Consider the following 25,315-nt stretch of genomic DNA (forward strand, 5'->3'; position numbering starts at 1 on the left):
AACGAACGGCCCAATATGGGCATCGGCGGCATAACACCCGCACAGAAACTGAAAATGGCCGCGTGAATTCTACTGCGGAGCCCCGTTAAAAACGGGGGGATTACCGCTTGACCCCGCATTGCCTCACGTTGATTGCTACCGATAAGGTCCCCATACTCCGCCAATTGCGACACCAGCTGAATCATCTATAAAAGACGTACCGACATTCCTCCATCGACGATCATAGGACTGCCGGTCATGAATTGAGACCGATCCGAGAGCAGGAAAAGTGCGGCCTGAGCAATCTCCAGGGCAGAAGCCATCCTCTTCATCGGGTGCAGGCCAGAAACGAATTTCAAAGCATCCGGATTTCCTTCGCCACCCGCAGGGGTAACCGTACCTCCAGGCAAGAGCGCGTTGATCCGGATGCCATCAGCGGCATGTTCAGATGCAAGCGATTGCACAAGCCCATTCAGCCCCGCCTTAGAGGCCGCGTAGGCTCCCATACCGGGCAGCCCACCGTTGCTGAACCCTACGAAGGAGGAGGTGAAGACAATGGAACCGCCGCCCTGTTCCTTCAGAACCGGTACTTGCGTCTTGGCGGCCCAGAATGCACTGGTCAGGTTTGTCGCGATTACCTTATTCCAGTTGTCGATCGACATGTCAGGCACTGCGATCATGTCGCCGACTACCCCGACGTTGTTGAACGCACCGTGCAGGCTGCCGAAGCTCTGAAGAGCCAACTCAGTTAACACGCCGGGATAGGCTCCATCAAGCACATCGCCTGAGCGCCAGACTACTCGACCGCCGCTTCGGGCGATATCCTCAGCCACTGAGCGGAGTTCGTCAGACCGTCTGGCCGCTAATACGACGTTCGCACCCTCAGATGCGAATAATCTCGCGGCAGCAGCTCCAATCCCGCTACTCGCTCCGGTGACTATGATTGTCTTGTTTGTCAATTCCATCTTTATCTCCTGGTTATGATGCAGGAGATTTGCTATAGCGCCCTACGATCTGGCGCCACCCGTTTCCTGTCAGTGCGAAAGTCCGCTTAGGGCGGCAGAAACTTTTCATGTGGGCCCCTATCGCCGTGATGATCAACTGAAAATGGACGGGAGGGCCGTCGGCGAATTGACCGAAAAGGGATCGCCGGCGTTCGACATTCCCACCCTGTCGCAGCTTCTGAAGACGGAAACGGCAGTACGAGAGGTTCGGTCGACCGCGTAGCAGCCCACGACCGCACGGCCTTCCCGCCTACCTACCGCGAACTGACGGCATCGACTTCGCCAGCAGCGAGATCAATGAGCCGCTCGTTAAACAGCTCCATCGCTGCGATTTCCTTTACGACGCCGACAACATCGGCCTGGTCGGCGGCCCCGGGACGAGCAAGTCGCATGTTGCCACAGCAACCGGTGTCCAAGCCATCGTGCATCATCAGAAACGCGTTCGGTTTCTCCACTGTCGAGCTCGTCAACACGTTGGAACAGGAGAAGCGCAGGGACGTTCTGGCCAAATTGCCAATCGCACTGTCCATTCCGGTCTCGTCATCTTCGACGAGCTGGGGCGCCTGTCGTTCAGCCTGCACACGACTTCAGCGGTCGAGCGGCTCTCCATTTCCCAGCCGATCACCCGGCGGGAATAGAGATCGACGACGGCGAGATAGGCGAAACCCTCGGGATCGTACCGGAATGGTGCTGACCCACCAAATCGAGACCGGTAACTTCTCTGGGGTCGCATACAGGTTGTTAAGTCCGAGCGGTCCATGACCATCGCTTTGTTCAAGGAGGCGACAGTGGCGGTGGAATGGACGATTACGATTGAGGGAAGAACGAGTTCGGTGACACCTGCCGGAAAGAACTTCGTGTCGACAAAAGCTCGGAGCGCCTGTTCGACGGAGAAATTGGCTTCTCGATCAATGACAGCAAAAAGATACTCGCGACGCTGCAGAGCGCGGTCGTCGCCCACAAGGCGGAGACTTTTTGTCTCTTTCGTCGAGTCTGCCCGGATTGCCATACGTTCCGGCCAGTCAAGGATTACACGACGCGCCGCCTCCGAACCGTATTTGGCACGGTAGAGGTGCGCAATCCTCGCTGGATGTTGTGTCGGGATTGCTATCCGGGCATGATTGCTGCCTTCGCGCCGCTGAAGGAAATTTGTCCCGATCGAGCTACGCCAGAGTTGATGGAGCTGACGGCGCGGCTGGGGAGCACAATGCCATATCGGCAGGCGGCGAAGGTGCTTACCGATTTTTTGCCTTGAACCTACCGAGATGCACGCGACCGTGCGCAAGCGCACTAGCAAGATTGGGGAGCGCCTCGATGACGAGGCCGTCCAGGAAATAGGGCGCGCGAGGGCGCCTTTGACGACGACGGTGTGCCTGGAGCCGGCGCGTTCGGCCATGAAGCCTTGTGCCTCGGCCGGGATGTTCTTGTCGCCATCCCCATAGATGAAGTAGGAGGGCAGCGCCTTCCAAGCCGGATCTCCGGACTTCTCCGTCAAAGCGGCTTCGGTGATCGGGCGTTGGCCCGCGGCCATCAAGGCAGCGTCGTCGGCTGCGACATCATGGGCGAACTGATCGTGGAACTTGGCTTGGTCGATGGAGAGATCCACGCCACCATCGGCAAGCTTGACAGGGGCAGCAAGGGCCTGGCCGAGCGTGCCACCAGGGACCTTGCCTGCGAGGTCTGCTGCAGCTTCACCCGCTTCTGGAGCAAAGGCTGCCACATAGACCAGCGATTTCACATTCTCGCCGCCTCTCGCGGCGTTCGTGATGACCTGGCCCCGATAGGAGTGCCCGACCAGCACCACCGGCCCCTCGATCCTTCCAACAATAGCGGAAACATAAGCAGCATCACCTGACACAGTGCGTAGCGGATTGGCGGCGGCAATGACGGTATAGCCATCCTTCTGCAGGATCCTGGTGACGCCCTTCCAGCTTGAGGAGTCCGCAAAGGCGCCGTGAACCAGGACGACCGTGGGCTTGGCGGGTTGGGCAACCGCGCTACCCGAAAGCAGCGTTTCTAAATATAAACTCGGCGCTCGACATTACGGTCGACAGCGTCGCGGGTAGCGGCATCCGCGTCGACCGCTACGATTAACGCGAATGGTGGACCGACGGTCAAGCTGACCACCGCAACGAATGTTGGCATCAACAATGTCAACGAGGCGGCCGCCTTCTATGCTCCAATCGTTGCTCAAGAGCGTCGAAGCCGACCTCACGAGCAAACAGGGCCTCATGACACCGCCCCGTTTCCTTCATTCCGATGTGAAAATGAGAAGGTCCAGGTGGGCGATCCAATCCGTCGCGGACCGCCAGTCCGTTTACTTAGCGTCGGCCCATCAGGTTTACGACCGCGACACCCACGATGGCCATCACGCCGCCAATGGCTCCGATGACGGATGGCACTTCGCCGAGGCATGCGAATCCGATCAAGGTGGCGGTGGGTGGAACGCCGTAAAGGAAGTTGGTGGCGCGTGCGGCGGAGAGTCGCTTCAAGGCAATCGCCCAGGTGACGTAACCGACCAGAGTCGGAAATACGATGAGATAGGCGAGGCACCAGTTCACGGCGGCAGGTGTTGAGGCGATAGCAGTAATCGTCGAGGGAACTGCGGGAACTAGCGGTAAAGCACCGATCAGCAAAATCCACGCGGTGACGGTCAAAGCGGGCATCCGCGCCAAGACTGGCTTTTGAAGGACGCTTGCGGTTGCGGAGCACATCGCCGCACCAAGGATTAGAAGGGCATTGATGTCCGGACCGAAACCGCCGCCTGATCCCACGGCGATCAGGGCGACCCCGCCGAATGAAACCGCGGTACCAATCCAGCCCCAAAGCCCGAAGCGTTCCCCAAGTACGAAGGTTGCAATCACTGCGGTGACCACAGGCATCGTATTGATGATAAAGCTCGCCGGCCCGGCGGCGATCGTCTGCTCGCCCGTGTTCAGGAGGACGGCGTAGACCGCGATGAACAGAACAGCCGCAACGCCGATCCTGGGAATATCCTTCCTGTCGAGCGGCACCCACTGAAACCCAAGATACACGGCCGCGACCAAGGCAGCCGCGACGTACCGCGCAGTGGCGAGTTCGATGGGACTCATTGAACCTAGACAGACGCGGATGGCGACGAAGGAGGACGCCCAGGCGACAATGGTAACGACGACGGCGGCCAGCGCCCCTAGATCAAGTACGCGCCGATTGGTCGGCGCGGCAGTAACGATAGTCATTTCTTTCTCCGTGGGTTTTAGCCACGCTATCCTTTGTAAGGGCGGCTTGAAAAGCACCGCAATCGATGAGATGATGTGACTATGGTTCACAGCTCGCAGACACTTCCACCGCTCGACACTCTCGAGACCTTCGCCCGCGCAGCCAGGCTTGGTTCATTCTCCGCAGCCGCGGAAGAGGGCGGCGTCACCCATGGAGCAGTTTCGCGGCAAATCTCGCGGTTGGAGCGTTGGCTTGGGGTGCGATTGTTCGCGAGGCAGGCACGAGGTGTTAGCCTCACGCCCGAGGGCATCAGGTTCTTCGGAAGGACCCAAGAGGCACTTTCGCTTCTAACCGACAGCGAAGACCGCTGGCTTCCGCGGCGAACAAAGGCGACCGTGCGCCTTTCAGTCACGCCGTCTGTGGCTTCGCTATGGCTTTTCGCCCGCCTGCCGCAGATTGAGCGGGACGACATCCAAGTTGACCTCCTGCTCGAGCATCGCCTCGCCGACTTCGGAGAGGGAACTGAACTTGCCATCCGTTGCGGTCGTGGACCGTGGGCCGGAGTGAAGGCCATGCCGCTCTGGCGGGAAAAGTCCTACCCGCTTGCTTCGCTGACCATGGCGGAACGTCTTGGAGAAAACCCCAGCGCCGAAAAGATCCTTTCGATGTCGATCATCCACGACTCCAACGCAGAGGGCTGGCGCCGCTGGCTCGCACCAGACGGGATCGAATACAAACCTCGGGGACAGGATCGACGCTTCGAGGACTACAATCTAGTGATCGACGCCTGCATGCAAGGCGTGGGCGTTGCCCTCGCGCGCCCTCCTCTTTCAGATGCCGCGATCGCTTCGGGCGCGCTGGTTCCGGTGTCGCAGCGTTCGGTCGATTACCATGTCTCTTACCACCTCGTTCGCCAAGATGGGATGCTGAGCGGCCCGGCCATGGAAATCGCTCGCCGCGTTCTTCAGGCGGTCGGTCACGACGCAGTCGGGATCGCAAGTTTCACCGCTCCGACCAAAGTCAAAGGCTAGAGCCACCACACCTGAGGCCGGTGTCACTCCGCCCTCTCGACTTGGGGCGACTTCCATTTGCCGCCCCGCTCACTGACAGCAGGTTTATGTGACAATACCGCGCTGAGACCTCAATCGCGATTGAGAAGCCGTGCAGAGCGCGCACACGATCCAATCATGCACGCTCACCGCCCCGGCCGTGCGAGTGACCGGGCGATATCGATGATGTCGTCGCGCGATGCGGTTGGATCGTCCTTGCTCCAGGCAACACCGAGCCCGATCCGGAAGTCGATCCCCCGCACCTTCTTCAGCTCGAAGGCGCGGTTGGGAAGATCAAGTGTCCATTCCGGCGCAAAGCCAATGCCCAGCCCGGCAGAGACCAGTGACACCAGCGAATAGGTGTCGTCGCAGCTGTAGGCGATGTTTGCCGTCAGATCGTATTCCTCGAACTTCTCATTGAAGTAGCGTTCTGTGAACGACAGGTTCTGCCTGTTGAAGGCGATGATCTTCTGGTCGCGCAGATCNGCCGGTGCGACCGCTGCCCGTATCTCCTTCGGCAACACGTAGGCGATGTTTGCCGTCAGATCGTATTCCTCGAACTTCTCATTGAAGTAGCGTTCTGTGAACGACAGGTTCTGCCTGTTGAAGGCGATGATCTTCTGGTCGCGCAGATCATCGATGGTGATCTCCTCACGGCTCGCCAGCGGATTGGAACGGGCCACCGCCAGATGGTAGCGCTCATGGGCAATCGAGCAGAACCGGAGGCAACCGATATTTTCCACCGGGCGGATGAAGCCAAGATTGATCTGGCCGCTCTCCAGGCTGCGGATGATGTCACCGGTGTTGCCGGAGGAGATATGGATGCGGACATCGGGAAACTTGCGGGCGATCTTTGCCAGGAATGTCGGCAGCATGCCCATGGTGGCGGGATAGACGGTGCCGATGCGGATCTGGCGGATGCGACTGCCGCCGGCAGCCCGGGTCAGCTCGGTGGTCAGGTCGACCTCGCTCAAGATCCTGACGCAGCGCTCGTAGAAGGTCTCCCCTGCCCTTGTCAGTTCCACTTTCCGGGTGGAGCGGATGAACAGGGCGCAACCGAGCTCCTTCTCCAGCGAGATCACATGGTTGCTCAGCGCCGGCTGGGCGATCCTCATCTTCGTTGCCGCCCTGCCGAAGTGCAGTTCCTCGGCTTCTCCAGCGAGATCACATGGTTGCTCAGCGCCGGCTGGGCGATCCTCATCTTCGTTGCCGCCCTGCCGAAGTGCAGTTCCTCGGCCACTGCCTTGAAGTAGGAGAGTTGGCGTAGTTCCATCGTGAGCATCTCCCCGCAAAATCCAAATTATCTGAATTTAAGATAGCTGAAAATCAGATATAATGAAAGCCCCATCTAGCTTGGATGGGCGACAGCCGTGGCAAAAACCCTCGGAAGTGAACGACACAAAGCGCTGATTGCGCTGCTGATTGCCAAGCGTGAGGATGCAAGTCTCACGCAGACGGAGCTCGCGTCAAAACTGGGAGAATACCAGTCTTTCGTTGCACGTCTGGAAAGCGGTCAACGACGGGTCGACGTCGTAGAGTTTCTGGAACTGTCGCGAATACTAAATTTCGATGCGATGGAAGCGCTTGCCACCATATTGCGGGTCGGATAGCCAATACTTGGAGATTCCAATTGAGTTCTATATCGATGGTGTCGATCAAACAGGCTTCGTTTCCGATGACGGCCGGATGCATAGTACAATGGTCGAGCTTCTAGCCATTATTTCTCTCTGCGCCGAAGGCTGCCAACGATGGTGCTGATCTCTTCCTCCAAATGTCGCCCGCGATAAACAAACGACGTCTCGTGACGAGCGTATTGGCCATGTCGATCGGCGCTCAGCCAGTTGTAGGAGCCGATACAAAGAATATCCGTGTCTATCGCCACTATCTTGCTATGGAGCTTTGGTAGCTTGTGCAATCGAACCCCAATCTTAGAAAAAGCCCGCTCGACCGCTTCCATCTGAGTCAAACCATCAGCAGCCTGGCCCAAGTTGAGCAGTGGATCAGCGAATACGTCGATCTCGGCGCCTCGCTGGACAGCGGCTTTGAATGCGGCCAGCAGCCCAACACGTTCCATTGTGGATGCGATCACCCACGGGCTGACGATAGTGTAGCGGCGGCCAGCGCCGGATAGCGCATCCAGAAGGAAAGCATCGTGCCCAGCCGCATCCCGCAGCATCTGAATCTGACCGTTCCCTTGCGTCAGGTCCGCGCGCGGCTCAGCCGCAAACTCAAGCGCATTCAGCTCGGATGCGAACAAGAAGTCGCCGAGGATTGCCCTTGGCGACCCGGTTTTCGCTGCCGCCATAACATCCATATCGCCAAACACTAGGCAACTGTCCTTTGCGCGCGAGACCATCACGTTCAGCATGCTTGGCGAGACGTCGATAAACCCTCCGTCAGCGTGTTTCGAATAGACGGGCGAGAAGATCACGACGGGTCGTTCGGCGCCTTGCAGCGCGTGCACTGTTCCGATGGTCATGCCTTCGCGCCCTTCGACCGCGATCTTGCGGCTGATACAGGCTTCGCGAATTTCGCGAACCTGTCGGCCAAAGGGGGTTACGATGGCGACAATCTGTTCCAACGGTCTGCCATAGCGCGCTTCTAGTCGAGCCCGGTTGGCATCAAGCCAGGCAGCGATGGTTTGCGCCTCGAGGGGATTGCCGCGGCTGCTTCCCGAGGTAAGTGCACGGCCGTCTACGTGCAGATATCCAAGGGCTGGAAGGGCAGCTTCTGTCGGCACCTTTCCCCGTAGCGGTCGCAGCTTTCCCTGGTAGCACAAAGCATTGCTGAAGCTGATGATTTCGTCGTAGCACCGCCGGTGTTCGAACAGGTAAAGGCCCTTCTCTAGATCCGGATACGGCGACACTTGGCAGGCTTGCTGAGCAAGGCGCATGGCGCTGCCATTGGTCGAGCAGATCCCGCGGTCGATAAGGGTGTCAATGCCGGCTTCGCTCAGGAGAAGGCCACAGTGTCGAAGATTGCTTACATCCACAGGCCGGGGTACCGATGAAATCGGTTCGATCTGTTGGGTGTCACCAATCACCAGGGCGCGCTTCGCTAAAGAGAAAGACGCCCCAGCAACTTCGGGCAAGACTTGACCGGCTTCGTCGACGATCAAAAGGTCGATGAAATTAAAGAGATACTCGGTCGTCCATTTGCCACCGTCGCGGCGGGTGTACGTCATCTTGCCTGGCAGGCTGGCAAACGTCGCCACGGCGCAGGGGGTCAACATCATGCGGCGGCGCCAGCGCGGGATGACTGTCGCCTTTCCGTTCTTGCCTTTGGAGGCGACGATCCCGGCCAGGTCAGCCTCCATTGCCAGAAGCCAGCGACCTTCCCAGTAGTGCGTTGCGAGAAGGAAGAGCGAGAACCGAACTTCCAGGTCTGCCCGACGTTCCAGCTCTGCAAGGTCGTCGGCTCCGCCTAGGAACTCTCTCGCCTCGACCCAAACTTTTTCCGCCTCATGGAAATCAAGGCGCAGGGCTCGCGCCGTTGCCAGTGCCTGTTCGGCGGATTGCAGCACCTCATCCGCCGCCCGAAGATCGGTTCGAAGCCTGTCCTCGATATCTGAAACCCGTCTGGCAGTCTCCAACCCTGCCATAAGCTCGCTGATAGCAAGGCGGGCCTGCGCGGCGCGCTTCTCCTTGACAGAGGTCAGGAAGCGACCGTGGCAAGCGAGGATTCCGACGCCAGATGCTTGTCCAGGGCAGCCCTCGCCGCACGGAGTTTTTCGACAGCAGCTGTTCGTTTCGCTGCTTCTTCGAGGAGTAGCGCCTCAGTGAGGTCTGGATCGGGGCCCAGGCTTGTTTCAAGACCAGATCGCGCCGCGCGGTATGCGCTGTTGGCGCGGTCGATCTGCGCCAGCTTGTCTACCTCACCCGCCATCCGCTTCTGCAGTGCCGCCACCACGGACGCCAGATCGGGCTTGTCGAGTTCGGGAAATGCTACCCCCGCCGCCTGAAGATAGATATCCTTGGCGCGCTAGACATAGACGACTGTCTCGCGCTCGAATTGAAACTCTTCGGTCTGATAGCGACGGGCCGCTTCAAGACGTCGGGAATGCGATGCGAGGAACATCCCGAAGCTTTTCACCTCAGGCATCCACCGCCCTGCAAACGGGCCCACTCCTTTGTCGAAATCCTTTCCGAAGGCGTCAATAATGTTCGTCACCGCTTGGTTGTTGGAAGACGCCGCCACGATCACCGGCGGGTCTTCACCACGAAGCGCTGCACGCACCCAGAGGCCCGCGACGGCCGATAGCAGCATGGTGGTTTTGCCAGTCCCTGGCGGGCCGTTCACAGCGATCACCTCTCCCGGCGCTGAGGCATCCAGCCAGGCCAGAACCTGCCTTTGGTGTTGAGCCAGCGCGAAGTTCGGGTTCGAATGGCCAAGCCGCCGGGAAAACTCCTGTTCAATCCGATGGTCCGGGTCCGCGGCGGCCCGCTTCGGCTGCGCCACCTGCATCAGCAAGGGCGCCTCGGGTGCCTCGGCCAGAAGCTTGTCATACAGGTCGAGGATTCCCCGCACTGTCGCATTCGCATCCTCGGCCAGTTCCAAAAAGCCGGAACCGATCGGTTGATAATCTGTATCTCCGCGTGGCCACCCCTGCGAAACGGCATCCACCATCTTGCGGCAATGGCCAAGATAATCCTCCCAGGCGGCAGTGCCCGACATATCAGGGAGAGGCGTTTCGGTTAGGAATGTATCCAAGGCATCGACAGAACCGATGGCAAACTCGCCAGATGGTAGGGGCGTTAGTAGATCCCGAGCAAGCGCGTTACGCATCGGTGTGAGATGCCCATCTCGATCGACTGTCGCCTCTGTCACCACGGGCGCCACGATTTCCGGCAACCCGCCGGTTCGTGCCGCCCCGTGTGACGACTGTCGCCCCGTAACCAGAGGCCAGAACCGAACGGCGACTGTCCTGGATGATGTCTGTCCCCGGAACACCTGATCCACGACCTCTTGTGGCAGCACTCCGGTCTTCAGCGTGCCCGAAGGAACGTCGACGAAGCGGTTGCGGTCAGACTGCGTGAATTTTCCTTCACCCAGCGCGCCGTCGGCCAGCGAAGTTCGCCAGTAACGCAGATTGTCTTGGATGCTTGCGGTCATGAAATCTGCGCTACTCCGTTTGCCTACGATGCAGACATACAAGACAAAAAGCGCAATGTAATCTATCCACTGGACCTCTCGACGCTGAGGATCGACCATATCGGGCCATAGGGCCAAGATTTCCTCAAACTCGTTAACACCCACGATCCAAACTGACGCTTCGTTTTCGCTCGGTACAGATCAGCTAAGGGTGGTAAATTTGGCGCCTGGGCGGAGTTCGCAGTCCGCTTTTCGTTAGTAGGAAAGGGGCTTTTTACGGAGACGAACGTTGCCTACCTGTCCTGCAAATCTCGCTCTTGGATCTCACCCGATGCCTTGAACGCGCGAGGCGAAGCTCACCGTGCATGGTGCCCGATTCGAGAATAGTTTCTTGCTTGGAGTTTTTTGTGAACTCGTCAGCGAAGTGCCAATAGGCGCCCGTACCGTTCAAGACTGCGGAGTGACGTATTTAGAATACGTCGTCTTGTGCTAGTAATCCTCCCAACTGAGGGGTGGCCGTACCGGTCACTGCACGTCCGCTTCAGCAATGAAGCAAAAAAGGACGTGGACTCATGCCATCAAGAAACAAACTCAAAAAACTGAGAAAACAGGCGGCACAGCAACAAGGCTGGCTCTGTTTCTATTGTCAAACGCCGATGTGGGATTCCTGCAGGAAGGCGACTCTCAAGCCAAGCGCAACGGTTGCTCAGGCAAAGGGCTTGCGATGTACCGCCGAGCACGTGGTAGCCCGTTGTGACGACGGCAATCCGCCCGAAGTGAGGGCAGCCTTCGACACGGCGAGCAGGGAGTTTCCATAAAGGGATACGGCGAAATCCAGATGAATGCAACATACGTAGCCGGCTACCTATGTGGCGGCAAGGTTGAAGTGTCCGCCGGTTTGCAAAGTAGAAATGTCACTTTGGTCTGCCGCTCGGCACCACGACCAGCCCCGATCTGACCGGCTGATCCGGTTGCAAGATCAGATCGGGGCGGGTGAGGAACACCCCTTCGGCTTTAGCTCTGAGACTATGCGACGACGGGTTACTCCGTGGCATCGAGCCTGGCCAGGGCAGCCTTGCGGCGTTCGATCACAGCCGGATCGTTCATGAAATCCTTACCTCGCCCCGGCTTACGGCCGCGGGGCGTGTAACCCCGCTTCTCGCTGTTGGTCTTCACCTTTGGCACAGGCATCTGGTCCTGCCGTTCCTTGATGTAGCTCAGCACATCAGAAAGCCGCTTGTTCTCGGTGATCGCCGCATGCGTCACCCGCTGGTCCTTGTCGAAGACTTTGTAGGGCAGGGAATACCCCTTCCAACGCACGTCCAGGCGACCGTCCGCATAGGCATAGGTCTCGACGTAGCGACCGGCCAGACTACGCGTCACCTCGGTCTCCTCCAGCATGATCCGCTGGCGCTCGAACGAAACCGTCAGCTGCGATCCGACATAGCGCTGCTCGCGCTTGCACAGGATCTCGGCCAGTCGGTCCGGCGCCAGATTCATCGGCCGATGCAGGTCATCGGACCGGGCAGGGACAATGGCAAATCGCGCGTTGTAGTGCTCTGTGAAGCTCGGCAGAAATGCGTTGCCAGCCTCCATGTCGTCGATACCCGCCAGTCTTAACTCCTTGACCAGCCGATCTTGCAGCGTCCGGTTCATCCGTTCGACGCGACCTTTGGCCTGACTGGTGTTTGCGCAAAGAATCTCGATGCTTAGCTCGCAAAGCGCACGCCCGAACTGCGTCACGCCCTGGCCACCCCTGGCATCCTTCTTCGCCACCCGGAACACCGAATGCTTGTCGGAGTAAAAGGCGACCGGTGCCCCGTGATGTCTGAGGTACAGCGCCAGCGCTTCAAAATAGCTGAAGGCGCTTTCCGAGCGCACAAATCGCAACTGCATCAACTTGCCCGTCGCATCATCGACGAAAACCAAAAGCGAGCACGGCGGCCCGCGATCCTCAAACCATCGATGCTCCGACCCGTCGAGCTGCACCAGCTCGCCATAGGCCTCGCGTCGCAATCGTGGCTGATGAAACGTCCGTCGCTGCTTGCGCGACAGCCACACGCCGGCCTCCGACATCCATTGGCGCAACGTCTCGCGCGACACCGTCAGACCATCACGCTCGGCAAGCTTCTCGGCCGCCAAGGTCGGGCCGAAGTCCACATAGCGTTCCCGAACAAGCGTCACCGCATAATCTCGAACGCCGTCGCTGATCCGATTGTTCGATGGCTGGCCGATCGCCTTGTGCCGGATCGACGCCGCACCGCCAGCGCTGATCCGATCCAGCAGACGACGGACCTGGCGGGTGCTCAGCTCAAGCACATGTGCCGCCGACACCAGCGTCATCCGGCCGGCGATCACTTTCGACAAAATCTCGATCCGCTGTAGATCGCCCTCGCTCATCGTGATCAATCCCATCCGCAATCTCCCACGTCCTCAAAACGCGGGGAGAGTGAAATTTTAACTTTGCAGGATCAGGACATTTCATGGTGGGGAACGATCCGAGGAATCGCCATTGGCGCGCCAGCGAAACCAGTTCTGGCTTTGATATCGGTCGGGTTAACGCCTGAAATCGCGACCTTTACGCGGACCTCTCCGAAACCAGGTCCCGGATCGGCAAGTTGTCCGACCACAAGAACGTCGTCGGCAGATCCCTGGCGGTCGTAATAGGCTGCTAGCATGGTGTGCACTCACTTTTTGCGGATGGTCAGTTATCAAACAGCACTGGCAATCCGGGCCGAACGCCCCAATGCGGTGGACCAGTCCTGTGCTCCAAAGCCCAGCTCCTGCGCTCGAGAGAGGCTGTCGCAGAGAGCCTTCAGAAGCCGGGAGCTTGACTGAGATTGGGCGGCGATCGTTGTGAGCAGACCCATGTCCTTGATCGGCAGTGCAAGTCCGCTCGCAGGAAGCGGTCGAGCACCGGTGACCGAAGGCGCATAGTTCTTGTAGATCGGCGACGCGAACAGGGTTTCCGTCATCAAGTTCATGAAGGCGTCGGCATCTGCATTCTCCGCACTCAAGATGCTCGTCGCTTCCGCCATGGCGGCAACCGCAGCGCCGATCAGGAAATTGCCGCAGAGCTTCGCGACGTTGGCTTGGCGAGGCTCATCGCCGACCGCCCAAACGCGACCGAAGCTTTCGAGACAGGCGCGCGCCCTTTCGATGAGGATGGGATCTCCGGCGACGCATATGTTTGCCGCCTTTTGCTCAACGGCCTCGGGCCGGCCGAACAGCGGAGCAGACAGGTAGCCGAGGCCTGCGCTCCGATGCGCCATGGCAAGCTCGTCGGCAAGACTTGGGCTCAGCGTTGACAGGCAGACGTGCAGCGTGTCTCGACCGGTCGCCGAAGCAATTGCCTCGTGCGTAATGACCTCGCGAACGGCCGCATCGTCGAACAGGATGGACAGAACCAGCTCTGAAGTGAACGCGTCGCGGACGTCACTCAGCGGAACGGCCCCCAGCGCTACCATCGTCTCGACCGCGGCAGGTGAGCGGTTCCAGACCCTCACCTCTTCGCCGAGAACCAGAAGATGGGAGATAATTGCAGTCCCGATCTTTCCGAGGCCGATAATGGAAACCGACATAAACTTCTCCCTGTTGCGTTGCCAAGACAGTATCGGGGGGGTTAAGCTGTTACCATATGACTTTTATCCTGTTACTAAAGTATAGCTAAGGATCCCTGCATGACCGTGGAGCGATTGGCACGACCAGCGGCGCGGAACGAACTGTCGGAGTTCGTTCGCTATTGTCGCGAGCAAGCCTCTCTTGAAGAACTCGGCATAAACCCTGGCCCGCGCAGACGGACAAAGGGTCTGCGCCGCGAGGAGGTCGCGACCTTGGCCGGCGTTGGCATCACTTGGTACACATGGTTCGAGCAAGGGCGCGATATCCAGGTTTCCGATGATTTTCTCAATCGTCTCGTGCGTGGACTTCGCCTCGATCGCGCCAAGCAGGAACATCTTTACGCTTTGGCGGGTCGGGTGGCCCGGCGGTCACAAGCTCAGGTCTCGGAGTTGCCTGTCGGGCTTTTGGCGATGATCAACGCTCTTCCAAACCCTGCCTACATCCTCGACAGGCGGTGGGATGTCCTTGCCTTCAACAACGCAGCATCCGAGCTGTTTCCGATGCTCGGCGACCAAAACCCCAATATCCTTCGAATCGTATTTTTTTCTGACGTTTATCGAAAGAGCGTGCGGGACTGGCAGTCGACGGCACGTCTCATGTTCCTCAAAGCCCGTCACGACTATCTCACCGCTGGTTCGGACCCCATCCTTCGCGGTCTGCTGGATGAGATCGTGGACGCGGATCCGCTCGCGAGGAACTGGTGGAGCGACCCCGAAATCGTCCGGATTGGCGATAGCCGGAAGGAACTCTATTCGGCAGGCATTGGTTGGCGGACCTTTCATCTCAGCGTTCTCGTTTATGAGGACAGGCCCGATATACGGATCATCGTCTACGGGCAGGACAGTACATCGGTTAGCGAGGAAAGGACGCCCCGTGCCAGAGACTGACACCACCAACATTCCCGCGCCCACGGGAGCGCCGAGCTTTCAACGGGTGTCCGCCTCCTAATGACATCGGCATGATGGTGGCTTATGCGTTCGGCAGTGAATTCCCCGACCGTGTCGAACGCCTGGTCCTGATGGAAGCCGTCTTGCCTGGAAGCGCTGGTTACGATCGAGCAGTGGCAACGTCGAAGCTTGTCGGCGCGCACATGTGGCATTCACAATGCCGGCGACGGACTGGCGGAAATGCTGACAGCGGGGCGTGAGCGACTTTACCTGCGTCGCTTTTACGATCGTCACGCATTCAATCCTGAAGCCATCGGCCCGGCTGATCTCGATCGCTACGCCGACGATTTCTCCGCCGCTGGCGCCATGCGCGCCGGGTTCGAAATTTATCGGGCCTTCGATCAGGATGTCATCGACAACAGAGCGAAGTTGGAACGCTCCGGCAAGTTGCAAGTGCCTGTCTTGGCGCTCGGCGGCGAGGCCAGCTTTTTCCCATCCACCGCCGCCGAGATGGTCGGCGAGTTCGTCGAACAGGTACAGACTGCTGCTATTCCGCGCTGCGGCCACTGGATCCCGGAGGAAAACCCAAAGGCTTTAATCGAGCATATTATGCAGTTCACCGGGCGCTCCTGACACCCGAGACAATAGCGCACGGACGAGATCTCGCCGAACGCGGATAGTGCGACCTTTATGTTGGATGCGGTGCACTTGGCCGAGCCATCACCCAGAAATTCGAACCGGTGACTGTATCGATCCCCGGCCCCACAGTGGAAAAATCGAGTGCCTCAAAGAATGGAACGCTCCGCCCATTGCAGGTTTCGAGAAAGCAGCGCTTCTTCGCGTGGTCTGCCCTAGCAGCCCGTCCTGCAATAGCATCCTGCCCAGCCCTTCGCCTTGACAGTCGGGATCGACTCCGAGAATTGACACATACCAGGCTTCTGGGCCGAGGGCTGTTGGCGTCGCATCGCGAAGCCTCTCGTTCCGCCCTTCTTCCGGCCGTCGTCTGCTTGCAATGCCCGGCGCAATACTAAAGCGGCAGCGCCAACCGAATTCTGCTGCGATGAAATTGTCACGTTTGGTCCTTCGATGACTTCCCGTCGTTGATTTGTCCGGTCCGCCAGGCCAGCGGTCGGCGAAACAGTCTCAGGGCTTCTGCCGCGCCTCATCCAGCGCGTTGGTCCTCGACAGCATCGCTGTGCTCGTTGGTCAGGATCGCGCTTGCGACGATGTCGACCAGATGACCTGCTCTGGGGGCGAACGAGGGTAGGTCGACGAGCCAGCCGAGCGCCGACATCAGGCCGAACAGGTCATCTCCCGTTATGTCGATGCGGGCAGTTCCCTTACCCTGAGCGGCGAGCAACAGTCGCGCGCTCGCTGCGTGCAGCGCCGCGCACGACGCGTAAAGAGCGGAGTCCGGGTTCGTATGGGCCGCCGCCATCAGGGCGACGACACCCTTGTGGCTTTTGGTGAACGCGATCCATTCGTGAAACCAGGTGAGGAGCGCTTCGGCGGGTGGCGTAGACGCTTCGAGCTCGCCTGCCCTCTGCGTCAGGGCGTCCAGGTTCGTCCGCAACAGCGCTTCGAACAGCGCTTCTCGCGTTGGGAAATGACGAAGCAGCGTGGCCAACCCTACCTCGGCACGGCGGGCAATATCGCGCATCGATACGTCGGTACCGTGCTCAGCCACGACATCGCGCGCGACCGTGAGGAGATGATCATAGTTCTTTTTTGCGTCGGATCGCATGAAGTCGCCTTGATAAATGGATCGGCGAACCGTATATGTGGACCAGCGATCCATTAAAACGGGTCGATGATCCAATAGATATAGTGCGCGCGCGTCGATGGCAACAGGCCTTTCCCGCACAACAAACGCCACGACGAAACCGGCGAGGAACACAAACATGAGCACCATCAGCATTATCGGCTCGGGCGGCATGGCCGCAGCAATTGCAAGTCTTGCCATCAAAGCCGGACACACGATCGAGGTGATGGCTCGTGACGGAGCCAAGGCACAAACGCTGGCCGAGGAGCGCGGAGCCGGCACGATGACACGGGCCTTCGGCGCCGTCCCGGCCGGCGACATTGTCATCCTGGCGGTACCCTATTCCGCCGTTCTCGATGTGGTGAAGCAATACGGCGAAGCGCTGGCCGGTAAGCTCCTCATTGATATTACCAACCCTATCAAGTCCGATTTCTCTGGCTTCTTGACCCCTGTGGACAGCTTTGGTGCGCAGGAGATCGCCAATGTCGCGCCTGCCGATGCCGATATCGTCAAAGCGTTCAACACCCAGAACGCCAGCGTGCTGGCTGTTGGTCCTATCGAGGGCCACCCTTTGGACGTGTATATTGCCGGGGACGATGCGCAGGCAAAGGCACGCGTCTCTGCATTCATCGAAAGCCTCGGACTGCGCCCGATGGATGCCGGAAAACTGTTCATGGCCCGAACGCTAGAGCACGCTTGCATGCTGTGGCTCGGCCTTATGACCCACTCCGTCAAACACGGCAACTTTTCAATCGGTGTCAACCTTCCCGGCTGAGCCCACGGGCAACCCGCTCTTAAATCAACCCACTCGCGAGGAGAATCTACATGCACGTTTTTGTTACCGGCGGGACCGGCCATATCGGCTCGTACGTCATTCCCGAACTTATCTCCGCCGGTCACGTGGTCACCGGCTTGGCCCGGTCGGACAAATCTGGGGCGGCCCTGAGCGCGCTTGGCGCGAACGTGCGTCTTGGTGAGCTCGAAGATCTTGACGGGCTCAAACGGGCAGCAGCTGGCTCCGAGGGCGTCATACACCTTGCGCACAGGCAGGACCTTCTTCCCTCTGGCGGACTTAACGCCGTCGCCGCAGCAGAGCGCCAAATCATGCTTGCATACGGCGAGGCGCTTGCTGGCAGCGGAAAGCCGCTGGTCGCGTCGGGGAGCATTGGCTCGCCCGGATGGGAAGGGCTAGGCCGCCCGGCCACTGAGGTCGATCTAGCGCTTCCTGCCAGCGACAAGCACAAGGGGACCCTGAGGATTCGAAACGTCGTGGAGACAACAGTGATCGGCCTCGCCGAGCAGGGCGTGAGAACCTCGGTCGTCCGCATCCCTCCTATCGCCCACAGCACATCCGATGTCGGTTTCCTGCCCCTACTGATCGGGCTTGCAAAGGAAAAGGGCATTATTGGCTACCCCGGAGACGGCGCCAACCTTTGGCCTGCCGTACACGCACAAGACCTTGCCGCCCTGTTCCGTTTGGCGCTGGAGAAGGGCCCGGCTGGCAAGGTCTGGCACGGGACCGAAGGCCTGGGCATCCCGTTCCGCGAGATCGCTGAGGCGATCGGCAGCCGTATGGGCGTACCCGCCGTATCCATCCCCGCAGACGTACTGATGCTGCCGGGATACTTTGGCTTCCTTGCCAATCTGGTCACGCTAGACCTCCCTGCGTCCAACACCATTACCCGGCAGGCTCTCGGCTGGGAGCCTTCTCAGCCCGGCCTGCTCAAGGATCTGGACAACGGCCATTACTTTCCGGCCGGCTGAGCTTTTTCAGCATTCCCACTCAACCGAACCATCTAGGAGACTGAACATGAGCACTATCAGCATCATCGGCTCAGGAAAAATGGCGGCGGCGATCGCCGGCCGTATCGCAAAAGCCGGTCACACGGTCGAGGTTGTCGGCCGTAACCAAGCCAAGGTAAAGGCGCTCGCCGAGCAACTCGGAGCTGGAGCGACCGCGGGAACCTACGGCGCAGCGCCTGCGGGCGATATCGTCATCCTCGCTGTGCCCTATGCCGGTGCGGCAGCCGCAGTGGCCGACTTCGGGTCAGCGCTCGGCGGCAAGGTCATCATCGACATCGCCAACCCTGTCGCTCCCGACCTTTCGGGCCTCGTCACCCCTCCCGGCAGCTCAGGCACCCAGGAGATCGCCAAGGGCCTGCCAGCCGGGGTACATATCGTCAAGGCGTTCAACACAATCTTCGGTCATGTTCTCGCCAAGGGTGAATCCCTCGACGCGTTCATTGCAGCAGACGATGCGGAGGCAAAGAAGCGCGTCGCGACCTTCCTCGAGAGCCTTGGACTGCGTCCACTCGATGTCGGCGGCCTGCACATGGCCCAGACACTTGAGGCGCTCGGCCTAATGATGATTGGCCTTGCCAAAAACGGAGCAGGCACCTGGGACTTCGCGATGAAGGTCGATATCGGCTGAACCATTTACACGACGTCCTTCGCCGGCTGGTCGATGATATTACGACCAGTCGGCGCGTGGCATTGAAGGGATGCCGCGCTCAGCCAGCAGATCTTCTACATGACGCAGGCTAAGCGGAAAGCGGAAGTAGAGCCACACCGCATGTGCTATGATCTCAGCGGCAAAACGATGACGCTTGTAGCGGTGCGTCGTAACATCGGTCCGCAGGTTCGAGCTCATGCCCGTAAATACCGCCGCAAATGTTAAGGCGACGCTGCACGTGGGAGTGGTCATCGTGCTTTGTCAGGAACGCCCCAAGAGCGGGCACGACATTTCGAGCGACAGCGGGTGTTGTCGAAGACCGCTGTCGCTCAATAGGGTCAAATGCCTCCACATGGAGACCTATACTAGAACTTGATCAGGTTCTGGAACACGAGGGCGTTGCGCGCCTGTATCAGGCGACCGCCTTCGGCGATCCTTCCAACTTCAATTGGTGCGAAGCCGAGGTTCTCGGTGAGCGAGGCAACGGCCGCGCTCGCATCGGCATGATCGCTGGAAATGAACACCACGCGACGTCCGCCAGCGGGCACGGGCGCGGTCAGGCCCTGCATCGGAAGCTGGTTAAACGCCTTAACCAGCTTTGCACCAGGAACGCGGTCTGCGTTCACTTCCGATGACAGACGGCCCTTGAGTTCGCGTTCCTGGACCTCCGGCGGAAGAAATGCCGAATTCGTCACGTCGACGACGATCTTTCCGGACCAGTCCGAGCGAAGCTTGCCTACGTCCTTGAAGTTCAGGAACTGGACCGCGAGGAAGATGATGTCGGCGTCCAGCGCCTCTTCGACGGTCGACGGCCTGACGCTGTCGCCGAGGCACTTTGATCGAGGAGGCTACGGCCGACGGTCCTCGCGTGTTTGCGACGGCGACCGGGATCGAGTTCTTCGCGAAGAACCCTGCGAGCGTGATGCCGACACTGCCAGTTCCGATGATGCTGTATTTCATGACCTTCTCCCTCACTATGCTGCTGCGAGCGATGCGGCGTTCTTGTTCGCAGCCGCCGAGACGACTGCACAGAATTCCTGGACTGCCTGCTCGCCATAGTCACCCGCGCGGGCACGTTCGGCGAGGACTAAATCGACGTCGACAATGCCGATCCATCCGAGGACCTGACGGAGGTACCCGCTGGCCAGGTTGTACTGCTCGACTGGAGAACCTGGAGAGAAATCTCCGCCGGTTGCAAGGATGATGTTCGCCTTCTTGCCGGTCAAAAGGCCCTTGTTGTCGGCGGACACCGTCACGCCCACGCGGACAATATGGTCGCTGTAGGCCTTGAGAACGGCGGGAATGGAAAAGTTGAACATCGGCGTGCCGATGAGAATCTGGTCCGCTGACTTCAGCTCGGCGACAAGATCGTCCGACACCTTGATGGCCGCGGTAGCCTCCGGAGAATGCGTTTCGGCGGGCGTGAACGCACCCATGATCCACGGAAGGTCAACGAATGGGAGGTGAGTCTTCATCAGATCGCGGACGATAACGTCGCCGCCTGGATTCTCGGCTTTCCAGTGGTCGACGAAGACTGCAGTCAGCTTGCGGGAGGTGGAATAGTCATATCGAGGGCTGGCCTCAATCACGAGGAGAGTGGGCATGTTAGACCTTTGCTGTGGAAGTTTTGACACGACTGCGGTCGCTGGAGGTTGAGGCTCCGGCCTGAACAGATGGACTACCTTGTCGATCCATCGGCTCGATGATGCTTTTGTGTGTTCTCGCTCAGCCATGAACCGACCTTTGGAGATGGCCTTGTCAGTTGAACTCTTCGAGCGTGGCACCAGGCGGGCGGCGCTCACTCCGGCTGGCCGAAGCCTTCTTCCCGACGCGCGGGCGGTAATCGCACGCACAGAGGAGATGAAGACCCGTGCCCGCTCGATTTCCACGTCAGGTGCTGAACAGCTCTCGATCGCCGTGGACGTCTATTATCCGCGCAGGCAGCTCATCGCCTGCCTGCAGCAGTTCGGCCTAGATGCGCCGACAGCCGTCGTAAATCTGCGTATGACGACGATGCAGGGGGGAGAGGCACTGGTTCTGGATGGGGAGTGCGTGTTCGCAATCACCGCTGCCGACGTGCCTGAACTGAAGCCGAGCGCGCTTGAGAGGCACTGGCTGTGCGACACGCGGATGGTCACCGTCTGTGCTCCTTCCCATCCGCTCGCCAACCTCGGGCGGGCGGCGGCGCGCGACGAGTTCAGCCGACATATCCAGATCGTCGTCACCGACAACCAACCCTATGCTGAGAAGTCAACCGTGGCGGTCGCCGGGGAGCGTCGGTGGCTTGTGAACGAACTCGGCGCGAAGCACGACTTGCTCAAAGCAGGACTGGGCTGGGGACATATGCCTGAAGACCTCGTCTCCGGTGATCTTGCCAACGGAGTCCTCGTGGAACTCACGCGGCATGCATGGCACCTTCGTCCGCTGACATTTATGATCTCGCAGCGTAGAGGTCTTGACCCATTAGAGTGCGAAGCTCACCTGATCGCGATGCTCGCTAGCGGGCATCGGTCAAAAAGCTCTGCCATCGCAGACAAGTCGGCAATGTGAGGGGAATTGCCGAGCCCCGTTCAAAACACTCGTTCCGGACTGCCGTAGAGGTTGAGACCAAGGCTTGCGCGAGAAACTGACCCGCGATGGGGCGGCTCGCGGCCGTGGGCATCGCCTGTATCGCCACCAGACGGCAGTCGATCTCTCCTTGAGAATTAACCATTTGGACCTCTTCCGATCGACTTTTGCAGGAAGTGTCGTTTTGCATTTAAGCGTAAGATTCCTGATTAGCAGTTTCAACAAGAGGGAGCGGAAAAATCGCAGTCTTTGCATTTACGATCCTGCTGGCCGGCCTGGGCGGCCTGAAACTGGGTCAACCCGATTTGTAGACGCCGCTGTATCTCCTTGCCTTCTTNNNCCCAGATGTTCATCTTCAATTGCGCTGACAACGAGTGCCCTTTCCAAAAAGCTCTCGACTATCCGAAGATTCTTACCCCCACGTTTTTCCCGCTCCCCGAAGGAGGCGCGTTTATGTGACATCACCGGAATCCGTTATCTCGCACGCTCTACGAGAAGCCTCGCGAAATGATGTTTGGCATTTGGATGAGTCGTGATCTCAATTGCCGGCAAGAAACACTGGTAGTGGAGGGCGATAGAAGCATCGCTCGAAACCCGGATCCCGCCGTGGTCATTGTTATATCGCATGCACGGTGAGCAGGAACCATGGACGTTGCGCGACGTTCACTGCACGTACACACACACGACGTACAAAGATCCGCATACCAACTTGACTGGTACGTCATTTTGACGTACAAGAAGCCGCATTGTACACCCGGATAGGAGGCGACTATGCTTGCTTTCGAAGACATGACTGCCGAAATCGATGAACCAAACGACGCACGTATGGGCTTCCGTACGAAAGCGCGCATCAAGACGGCAATCCAACGCGCTGCTGCGCTGTCCGGTGTAGACGACTCCGCTTTTACGATCAACGCCGCTTATCAATCCGCCATGATGACGATTGCCGCTCATGAACGGACCCTTTTGCAGCCAGCCGATCATGCTGCGTTTTTTGCTGCACTGGACAACCCGCCAGAGCCGACAGATAGACTTAAGGCTGCTTTCAAGCGTCACAGCGAGACTGTCGTTTCAAAATAATGCCGCAAAACGAAGCGCCAAGGCCAATCATCGAGCCGCTCGATCCGTCAAAACATGATCGGGCGGCTTTTTCGTGCGGCATTGAGCAGGTCGACAACTTCTTTCAGAAGACCGCAAACAAACTTCAGAAGAGTGACAATCTTCGTGTTTTCGTGATGACGCAAGACGGAGGCCGCCCGGTGATGGGCTTCTACGCCATCAACAGTCACGCTGTTGATTATGCGGAGCTTCCGAAAAGGTTCGCCCGCGACCGGCCCGGACATGGCTCAATTCCCGCGGCCTACATCTCAATGATCGGTCGCGACTTGAAATTCGCTGGCAGCGGATACGGCGGCGACCTGCTGATCGATTGCTTGACGCGAATAGCGCGTATCTCGGATGACATAGGTACGGCAATTGTCATGCTCGATGTCCTGGATTGCGGTGATGCAGCGCGGACCGATAGACGAGTAGAGCTTTACAAGGAATACGGCTTCCAGCCTCTGCCGACGAACGCGATGCGGATGTTCATCCCAATCACGACGATCAAAAAGATGTTCGACTAAACCCCTGCAGCTCATGGAGTTCTCGACGGATTTGTCGTAAGGATTTTGCCATGAGTTTAGAAGGTGGGGTCTCGTCGACTTTAATGTGCAAATCTCTTGCACGAAGCCAAGCCATTCCGGATTGAGTTCAAGGTGAAGGAGGGTTGGCTCCGCCTCGGTGCACGTGAAGGTTCTGTCGCAAGTTTTTGGAAAGGCCGCAGAACGGCTATCGCTGGACAGACGGCATCGTAAACTCAAAGAGCGCGAGGCAGTCGTAGCCCGCTTGCGCCATGGCGGTTCATGTCCGGGCGATTTTCGCCCACAGGCTCATCGCCGCCGAACGCAGTTCGCGATGATGGCTGGTTGGGATGTCGTCGCGCGGGATATGGAACAGGTTGGCAATCGGGTCATGGATGGAGACAAAGCGTTGCAGATGGCGCTGAGACTTGAAGCGCTTCATGATCCGTTCTCGTCGTCGNGCGGGATATGGAACAGGTTGGCAATCGGGTCATGGATGGAGACAAAGCGTTGCAGATGGCGCTGAGACTTGAAGCGCTTCATGATCCGTTCTCGTCGTCGGATTGGCTGATGGGAATTCTCCGCCCGATTGTTCAACCCTTTGTGGGAACGATGCTCAACACCGGGCATGATCTCCCGCTTTGCGGCGTGGTAAGATCGAAGCTTATAGGTGATCGTTACCCGCGGCGCTCGGCCCTGGGCCTTCAAGAGTTTGCGCATCAAACGCTTGGCCGCCTTGGCATTTCGGCGGCTTTGCACAAGACCGTCCAAGACGAAACCGTCCTCATCAACAGCGCGCCACAGCCAATGCTTCTTGCCACGGATCGCAACAACGGCTTCATCGAGGTGCCACTTGTCCCCAAGCCGACCGGATGATCGACGACGTATCTCGTTGGCGAACGTTCGCCCGAATTTTTCCGCCCAAAGCCGGACCGTTTGATGCGACTTGTCCCCAAGCCGACCGGATGATCGACGACGTATCTCGTTGGCGAACGTTCGCCCGAATTTTTCCGCCCAAAGCCGGACCGTTTGATGCGAGACAATAATCCCACGGGCAGACAGCAAGTCCTCGACCATTCGCAGGCTGAGAGGAAAACGGAAATAGAGCCACACGGCGTGGGCAATCACCTCAGCGGGAAAACGATGGCGGCGATAGAGCGGGTCACGGTCTGTCATAGCCCGTCATCGCACATCGGTATCCACGTTTCGTTAAGTTGACGATGCTCTTCGGATTCCTTTCCGACTGCCAGAACCGAACGTGCCACCAATTTTCAAGCCGAAGCCGCCCCTCCTGCGTGCCGCCTGACCCCAGAGAAATTCCCGGTCTCACCAACTCTTGGTGGCGGCGGCCCGCCGCAAGTGCCAAATCAGTATCACACGGCAACACCGAGGCTCGGCCGACGAGGGCGCAGGCTGGTCGAATCTTCACTGCCGACTAAGAACACGCTATTGAGTCAGCCCCGCAAGCGGCTCAGAAGGATGCCTAAGCGCGCTTCCGGTGGGCAATCGCAATCGGCTTCGTGGCGAATTGGCATCCCCAGTCTTCGGTGGTTTCTAACCTCGCTTGGGCTCTGGCCGAACGCCCGTCTGAAGGCGCGGCTGAACTCCGCACCGTCATTGAAGAAGCGCTCCTCGGCGATCTGGAAAATGAGAGGGAGCGGGAAAAACGTGGGGGTAAGAATCTTCGGATAGTCGAGAGCTTTTTGGAAAGGGCACTCGTTGTCAGCGCAATTGAAGATGAACATCTGGGTNCGACTCGGCGATTTTGGTCTTTCTCTGGAAGAAGGCAAGGAGATACAGCGGCGTCTACAAAYCGGGTTGACCCAGTTTCAGGCCGCCCAGGCCGGCCAGCACGATCGTAAATGCAAAGACTGCGATGGCCTCCGGAGGGTTCATGATTACAGATCCCGTACGATAGACTCGCTCCTCGGCCCTTGTTGTGTGCGCGTGCCACGGTGGCGCAGCTGTGCATGCGGAAAGGCGCAGATTCGCGCACATCCAGCCTCGAGACATTGCTGAATGGAAGAGCAACACCAGAATTGGAGCGAATTCAGGCGGAACTGGGCTCTCGGCTATCCTTTC

Annotated in this window: 23 protein-coding genes and 8 pseudogenes; 13 read left to right on the plus strand and 18 right to left on the minus strand. The window is 58.9% G+C overall.

Annotated elements, in window-relative coordinates:
• Positions 1-185: 185 nt before the first annotated feature.
• Entirely contained in the window at positions 186-944 is a 759-nt protein-coding gene (locus ASC97_RS24225) for an SDR family oxidoreductase (protein WP_057470894.1), read from the minus strand.
• Positions 945-1,276: 332 nt separating this feature from the next.
• On the opposite strand from ASC97_RS24225, the pseudogene ASC97_RS36360 reads away from it, so the two are divergent.
• Positions 1,277-1,507: pseudogene (locus ASC97_RS36360) on the plus strand (ATP-binding protein); the annotation flags it as partial.
• A gap of 824 nt (positions 1,508-2,331) precedes the next feature.
• Here ASC97_RS36360 and ASC97_RS24230 read toward each other — a convergent pair.
• Positions 2,332-2,994 (minus strand): annotated as a pseudogene (locus ASC97_RS24230) (alpha/beta fold hydrolase); the annotation flags it as partial.
• 310 nt (positions 2,995-3,304) lie between these two features.
• Positions 3,305-4,201: a DMT family transporter gene (locus tag ASC97_RS24235; RefSeq protein WP_057470895.1), complete on the minus strand. Its 897-nt coding sequence runs from the start codon at positions 4,199-4,201 to the stop codon at positions 3,305-3,307.
• 81 nt (positions 4,202-4,282) lie between these two features.
• Here ASC97_RS24235 and ASC97_RS24240 point away from each other — a divergent pair, with 81 nt between their 5' ends.
• Entirely contained in the window at positions 4,283-5,212 is a 930-nt protein-coding gene (locus tag ASC97_RS24240) for a LysR family transcriptional regulator (protein ID WP_057470896.1), read from the plus strand.
• 164 nt (positions 5,213-5,376) lie between these two features.
• Here the strand turns inward: ASC97_RS24240 and ASC97_RS33485 are convergent.
• From ASC97_RS33485 to ASC97_RS36365, 3 genes and pseudogenes are all read right to left on the minus strand, one after another.
• Positions 5,377-5,715: LysR substrate-binding domain-containing protein (locus ASC97_RS33485; RefSeq protein ID WP_244481578.1), on the minus strand; the 339-nt coding region annotated here is incomplete at its 5' end.
• 1 nt (position 5,716) lies between these two features.
• Positions 5,717-6,372, minus strand: a pseudogene (locus tag ASC97_RS33490) (LysR family transcriptional regulator); the annotation flags it as partial.
• Positions 6,342-6,503, minus strand: coding sequence for a LysR family transcriptional regulator (locus ASC97_RS36365; protein ID WP_082529912.1), 162 nt, complete (start codon positions 6,501-6,503; stop codon positions 6,342-6,344). The pseudogene ASC97_RS33490 and the gene ASC97_RS36365, both read right to left, overlap by 31 nt.
• Positions 6,504-6,600: 97 nt before the next feature.
• On the opposite strand from ASC97_RS36365, the gene ASC97_RS24250 reads away from it, so the two are divergent.
• Entirely contained in the window at positions 6,601-6,840 is a 240-nt protein-coding gene (locus ASC97_RS24250; RefSeq protein WP_057470897.1) for a helix-turn-helix domain-containing protein, read from the plus strand.
• Positions 6,841-6,947: 107 nt separating this feature from the next.
• On the opposite strand, the gene ASC97_RS24255 is transcribed toward ASC97_RS24250, so the two are convergent.
• The 5 genes from ASC97_RS24255 to ASC97_RS24280 all read right to left on the minus strand — a co-directional run bounded on the left by ASC97_RS24255 (position 6,948) and on the right by ASC97_RS24280 (position 13,902).
• Entirely contained in the window at positions 6,948-8,831 is a 1,884-nt protein-coding gene (locus tag ASC97_RS24255; protein WP_057470898.1) for an AAA domain-containing protein, read from the minus strand.
• 53 nt (positions 8,832-8,884) lie between these two features.
• Positions 8,885-9,136: a hypothetical protein gene (locus tag ASC97_RS24260; protein ID WP_156390454.1), complete on the minus strand. Its 252-nt coding sequence runs from the start codon at positions 9,134-9,136 to the stop codon at positions 8,885-8,887.
• A 75-nt stretch (positions 9,137-9,211) separates the two neighbouring features.
• Positions 9,212-10,342, minus strand: coding sequence for a DNA helicase I (locus tag ASC97_RS24265; protein ID WP_200959540.1), 1,131 nt, complete (start codon positions 10,340-10,342; stop codon positions 9,212-9,214).
• A 1,020-nt stretch (positions 10,343-11,362) separates the two neighbouring features.
• Positions 11,363-12,736, minus strand: a complete 1,374-nt coding sequence (locus tag ASC97_RS24270; protein ID WP_057470900.1) for an ISNCY family transposase — start codon at positions 12,734-12,736, stop codon at positions 11,363-11,365.
• Positions 12,737-13,032: 296 nt separating this feature from the next.
• The gene (locus ASC97_RS24280) at positions 13,033-13,902 is read right to left on the minus strand and encodes an NAD(P)-dependent oxidoreductase (protein WP_057470902.1); all 870 of its coding nucleotides are present in this window, start codon (positions 13,900-13,902) and stop codon (positions 13,033-13,035) included.
• A 99-nt stretch (positions 13,903-14,001) separates the two neighbouring features.
• Between ASC97_RS24280 and ASC97_RS24285 the strand changes: the two genes are divergently transcribed.
• Both ASC97_RS24285 and ASC97_RS24290 read left to right on the plus strand, forming a co-directional pair.
• Positions 14,002-14,829 (plus strand): helix-turn-helix transcriptional regulator, encoded by an 828-nt coding sequence (locus ASC97_RS24285; protein WP_057470903.1) that lies wholly within the window; start codon positions 14,002-14,004, stop codon positions 14,827-14,829.
• Positions 14,830-15,069: 240 nt separating this feature from the next.
• Complete coding sequence (locus tag ASC97_RS24290; RefSeq protein WP_156390455.1) at positions 15,070-15,462, plus strand: alpha/beta fold hydrolase; 393 nt, start codon at positions 15,070-15,072, stop codon at positions 15,460-15,462.
• Between the two features lie 529 nt (positions 15,463-15,991).
• Here the strand turns inward: ASC97_RS24290 and ASC97_RS24295 are convergent.
• Positions 15,992-16,573, minus strand: a complete 582-nt coding sequence (locus tag ASC97_RS24295) for a TetR/AcrR family transcriptional regulator (RefSeq protein WP_057470916.1) — start codon at positions 16,571-16,573, stop codon at positions 15,992-15,994.
• Positions 16,574-16,730: 157 nt separating this feature from the next.
• Between ASC97_RS24295 and ASC97_RS24300 the strand changes: the two genes are divergently transcribed.
• The 3 genes from ASC97_RS24300 to ASC97_RS24310 are packed head-to-tail and all read left to right on the plus strand — an operon-like array spanning position 16,731 to position 19,022.
• Entirely contained in the window at positions 16,731-17,366 is a 636-nt protein-coding gene (locus ASC97_RS24300; protein ID WP_057470905.1) for an NADPH-dependent F420 reductase, read from the plus strand.
• A 50-nt stretch (positions 17,367-17,416) separates the two neighbouring features.
• Positions 17,417-18,355 (plus strand): SDR family oxidoreductase, encoded by a 939-nt coding sequence (locus ASC97_RS24305; protein WP_057470906.1) that lies wholly within the window; start codon positions 17,417-17,419, stop codon positions 18,353-18,355.
• 46 nt (positions 18,356-18,401) lie between these two features.
• Entirely contained in the window at positions 18,402-19,022 is a 621-nt protein-coding gene (locus ASC97_RS24310; RefSeq protein WP_057470907.1) for an NADPH-dependent F420 reductase, read from the plus strand.
• Positions 19,023-19,091: 69 nt separating this feature from the next.
• Here the strand turns inward: ASC97_RS24310 and ASC97_RS24315 are convergent.
• From ASC97_RS24315 to ASC97_RS24325, 4 genes and pseudogenes are all read right to left on the minus strand, one after another.
• A pseudogene (locus tag ASC97_RS24315) lies at positions 19,092-19,241 on the minus strand (IS6 family transposase); the annotation flags it as partial.
• Between the two features lie 167 nt (positions 19,242-19,408).
• Positions 19,409-19,738, minus strand: a complete 330-nt coding sequence (locus tag ASC97_RS35700) for a hypothetical protein (RefSeq protein ID WP_244481579.1) — start codon at positions 19,736-19,738, stop codon at positions 19,409-19,411.
• Positions 19,739-19,741: 3 nt separating this feature from the next.
• A pseudogene (locus ASC97_RS36370) lies at positions 19,742-19,855 on the minus strand (NAD(P)-binding domain-containing protein); the annotation flags it as partial.
• Positions 19,856-20,017: 162 nt separating this feature from the next.
• Positions 20,018-20,647 carry an FMN-dependent NADH-azoreductase gene (locus ASC97_RS24325; protein ID WP_057470909.1) on the minus strand — a complete coding sequence of 210 codons (630 nt, stop codon included), beginning with the start codon at positions 20,645-20,647 and terminating at the stop codon, positions 20,018-20,020.
• 151 nt (positions 20,648-20,798) lie between these two features.
• Here ASC97_RS24325 and ASC97_RS24330 point away from each other — a divergent pair, with 151 nt between their 5' ends.
• The 3 genes from ASC97_RS24330 to ASC97_RS24340 all read left to right on the plus strand — a co-directional run bounded on the left by ASC97_RS24330 (position 20,799) and on the right by ASC97_RS24340 (position 23,236).
• Positions 20,799-21,593 (plus strand): LysR family transcriptional regulator, encoded by a 795-nt coding sequence (locus ASC97_RS24330; protein WP_057470910.1) that lies wholly within the window; start codon positions 20,799-20,801, stop codon positions 21,591-21,593.
• A 789-nt stretch (positions 21,594-22,382) separates the two neighbouring features.
• Positions 22,383-22,691 carry a type II toxin-antitoxin system TacA family antitoxin gene (locus ASC97_RS24335; RefSeq protein ID WP_057470911.1) on the plus strand — a complete coding sequence of 103 codons (309 nt, stop codon included), beginning with the start codon at positions 22,383-22,385 and terminating at the stop codon, positions 22,689-22,691.
• Positions 22,691-23,236, plus strand: coding sequence for a hypothetical protein (locus tag ASC97_RS24340; protein ID WP_057470912.1), 546 nt, complete (start codon positions 22,691-22,693; stop codon positions 23,234-23,236). The genes ASC97_RS24335 and ASC97_RS24340 overlap by 1 nt, the downstream gene beginning before the upstream one ends.
• Before the next feature lie 277 nt (positions 23,237-23,513).
• Here ASC97_RS24340 and ASC97_RS34275 read toward each other — a convergent pair.
• A pseudogene (locus ASC97_RS34275) lies at positions 23,514-23,693 on the minus strand (IS6 family transposase); the annotation flags it as partial.
• Between the two features lies 1 nt (position 23,694).
• Positions 23,695-24,409: pseudogene (locus ASC97_RS24345) on the minus strand (IS6 family transposase); the annotation flags it as partial.
• Positions 24,410-24,753: 344 nt separating this feature from the next.
• Between ASC97_RS24345 and ASC97_RS36095 the strand changes: the two are divergent.
• Both ASC97_RS36095 and ASC97_RS33495 read left to right on the plus strand, forming a co-directional pair.
• Positions 24,754-24,984, plus strand: a 231-nt coding sequence (locus ASC97_RS36095; protein ID WP_210171780.1) for a hypothetical protein, incomplete at its 3' end; no start/stop codon positions are given.
• A gap of 1 nt (position 24,985) precedes the next feature.
• Positions 24,986-25,315: pseudogene (locus ASC97_RS33495) on the plus strand (ISKra4 family transposase); the annotation flags it as partial.

The sequence above is a fragment of the Rhizobium sp. Root1203 genome (assembly GCF_001424945.1).
GTDB lineage: Bacteria > Pseudomonadota > Alphaproteobacteria > Rhizobiales > Rhizobiaceae > Rhizobium.

Excerpts from the sequence above, each read along its gene's own strand:
- ASC97_RS24295 (WP_057470916.1), bottom strand. The coding sequence starts at position 16,573 with ATGCGATCCGACGCAAAAAAGAACTATGATCATCTCCTCACGGTCGCG.
- ASC97_RS24235 (WP_057470895.1), bottom strand. The coding sequence starts at position 4,201 with ATGACTATCGTTACTGCCGCGCCGACCAATCGGCGCGTACTTGATCTA.
- ASC97_RS36365 (WP_082529912.1), bottom strand. The coding sequence starts at position 6,503 with ATGGAACTACGCCAACTCTCCTACTTCAAGGCAGTGGCCGAGGAACTG.
- ASC97_RS24335 (WP_057470911.1), top strand. The coding sequence starts at position 22,383 with ATGCTTGCTTTCGAAGACATGACTGCCGAAATCGATGAACCAAACGAC.
- ASC97_RS24310 (WP_057470907.1), top strand. The coding sequence starts at position 18,402 with ATGAGCACTATCAGCATCATCGGCTCAGGAAAAATGGCGGCGGCGATC.
- ASC97_RS24265 (WP_200959540.1), bottom strand. The coding sequence starts at position 10,342 with ATGACCGCAAGCATCCAAGACAATCTGCGTTACTGGCGAACTTCGCTG.
- ASC97_RS24325 (WP_057470909.1), bottom strand. The coding sequence starts at position 20,647 with ATGCCCACTCTCCTCGTGATTGAGGCCAGCCCTCGATATGACTATTCC.
- ASC97_RS24290 (WP_156390455.1), top strand. The coding sequence starts at position 15,070 with ATGCTGACAGCGGGGCGTGAGCGACTTTACCTGCGTCGCTTTTACGAT.
- ASC97_RS24305 (WP_057470906.1), top strand. The coding sequence starts at position 17,417 with ATGCACGTTTTTGTTACCGGCGGGACCGGCCATATCGGCTCGTACGTC.
- ASC97_RS24280 (WP_057470902.1), bottom strand. The coding sequence starts at position 13,902 with ATGTCGGTTTCCATTATCGGCCTCGGAAAGATCGGGACTGCAATTATC.
- ASC97_RS24240 (WP_057470896.1), top strand. The coding sequence starts at position 4,283 with ATGGTTCACAGCTCGCAGACACTTCCACCGCTCGACACTCTCGAGACC.
- ASC97_RS24255 (WP_057470898.1), bottom strand. The coding sequence starts at position 8,831 with ATGGCAGGGTTGGAGACTGCCAGACGGGTTTCAGATATCGAGGACAGG.
- ASC97_RS24225 (WP_057470894.1), bottom strand. The coding sequence starts at position 944 with ATGGAATTGACAAACAAGACAATCATAGTCACCGGAGCGAGTAGCGGG.
- ASC97_RS24300 (WP_057470905.1), top strand. The coding sequence starts at position 16,731 with ATGAGCACCATCAGCATTATCGGCTCGGGCGGCATGGCCGCAGCAATT.
- ASC97_RS24340 (WP_057470912.1), top strand. The coding sequence starts at position 22,691 with ATGCCGCAAAACGAAGCGCCAAGGCCAATCATCGAGCCGCTCGATCCG.
- ASC97_RS24270 (WP_057470900.1), bottom strand. The coding sequence starts at position 12,736 with ATGGGATTGATCACGATGAGCGAGGGCGATCTACAGCGGATCGAGATT.
- ASC97_RS24285 (WP_057470903.1), top strand. The coding sequence starts at position 14,002 with ATGACCGTGGAGCGATTGGCACGACCAGCGGCGCGGAACGAACTGTCG.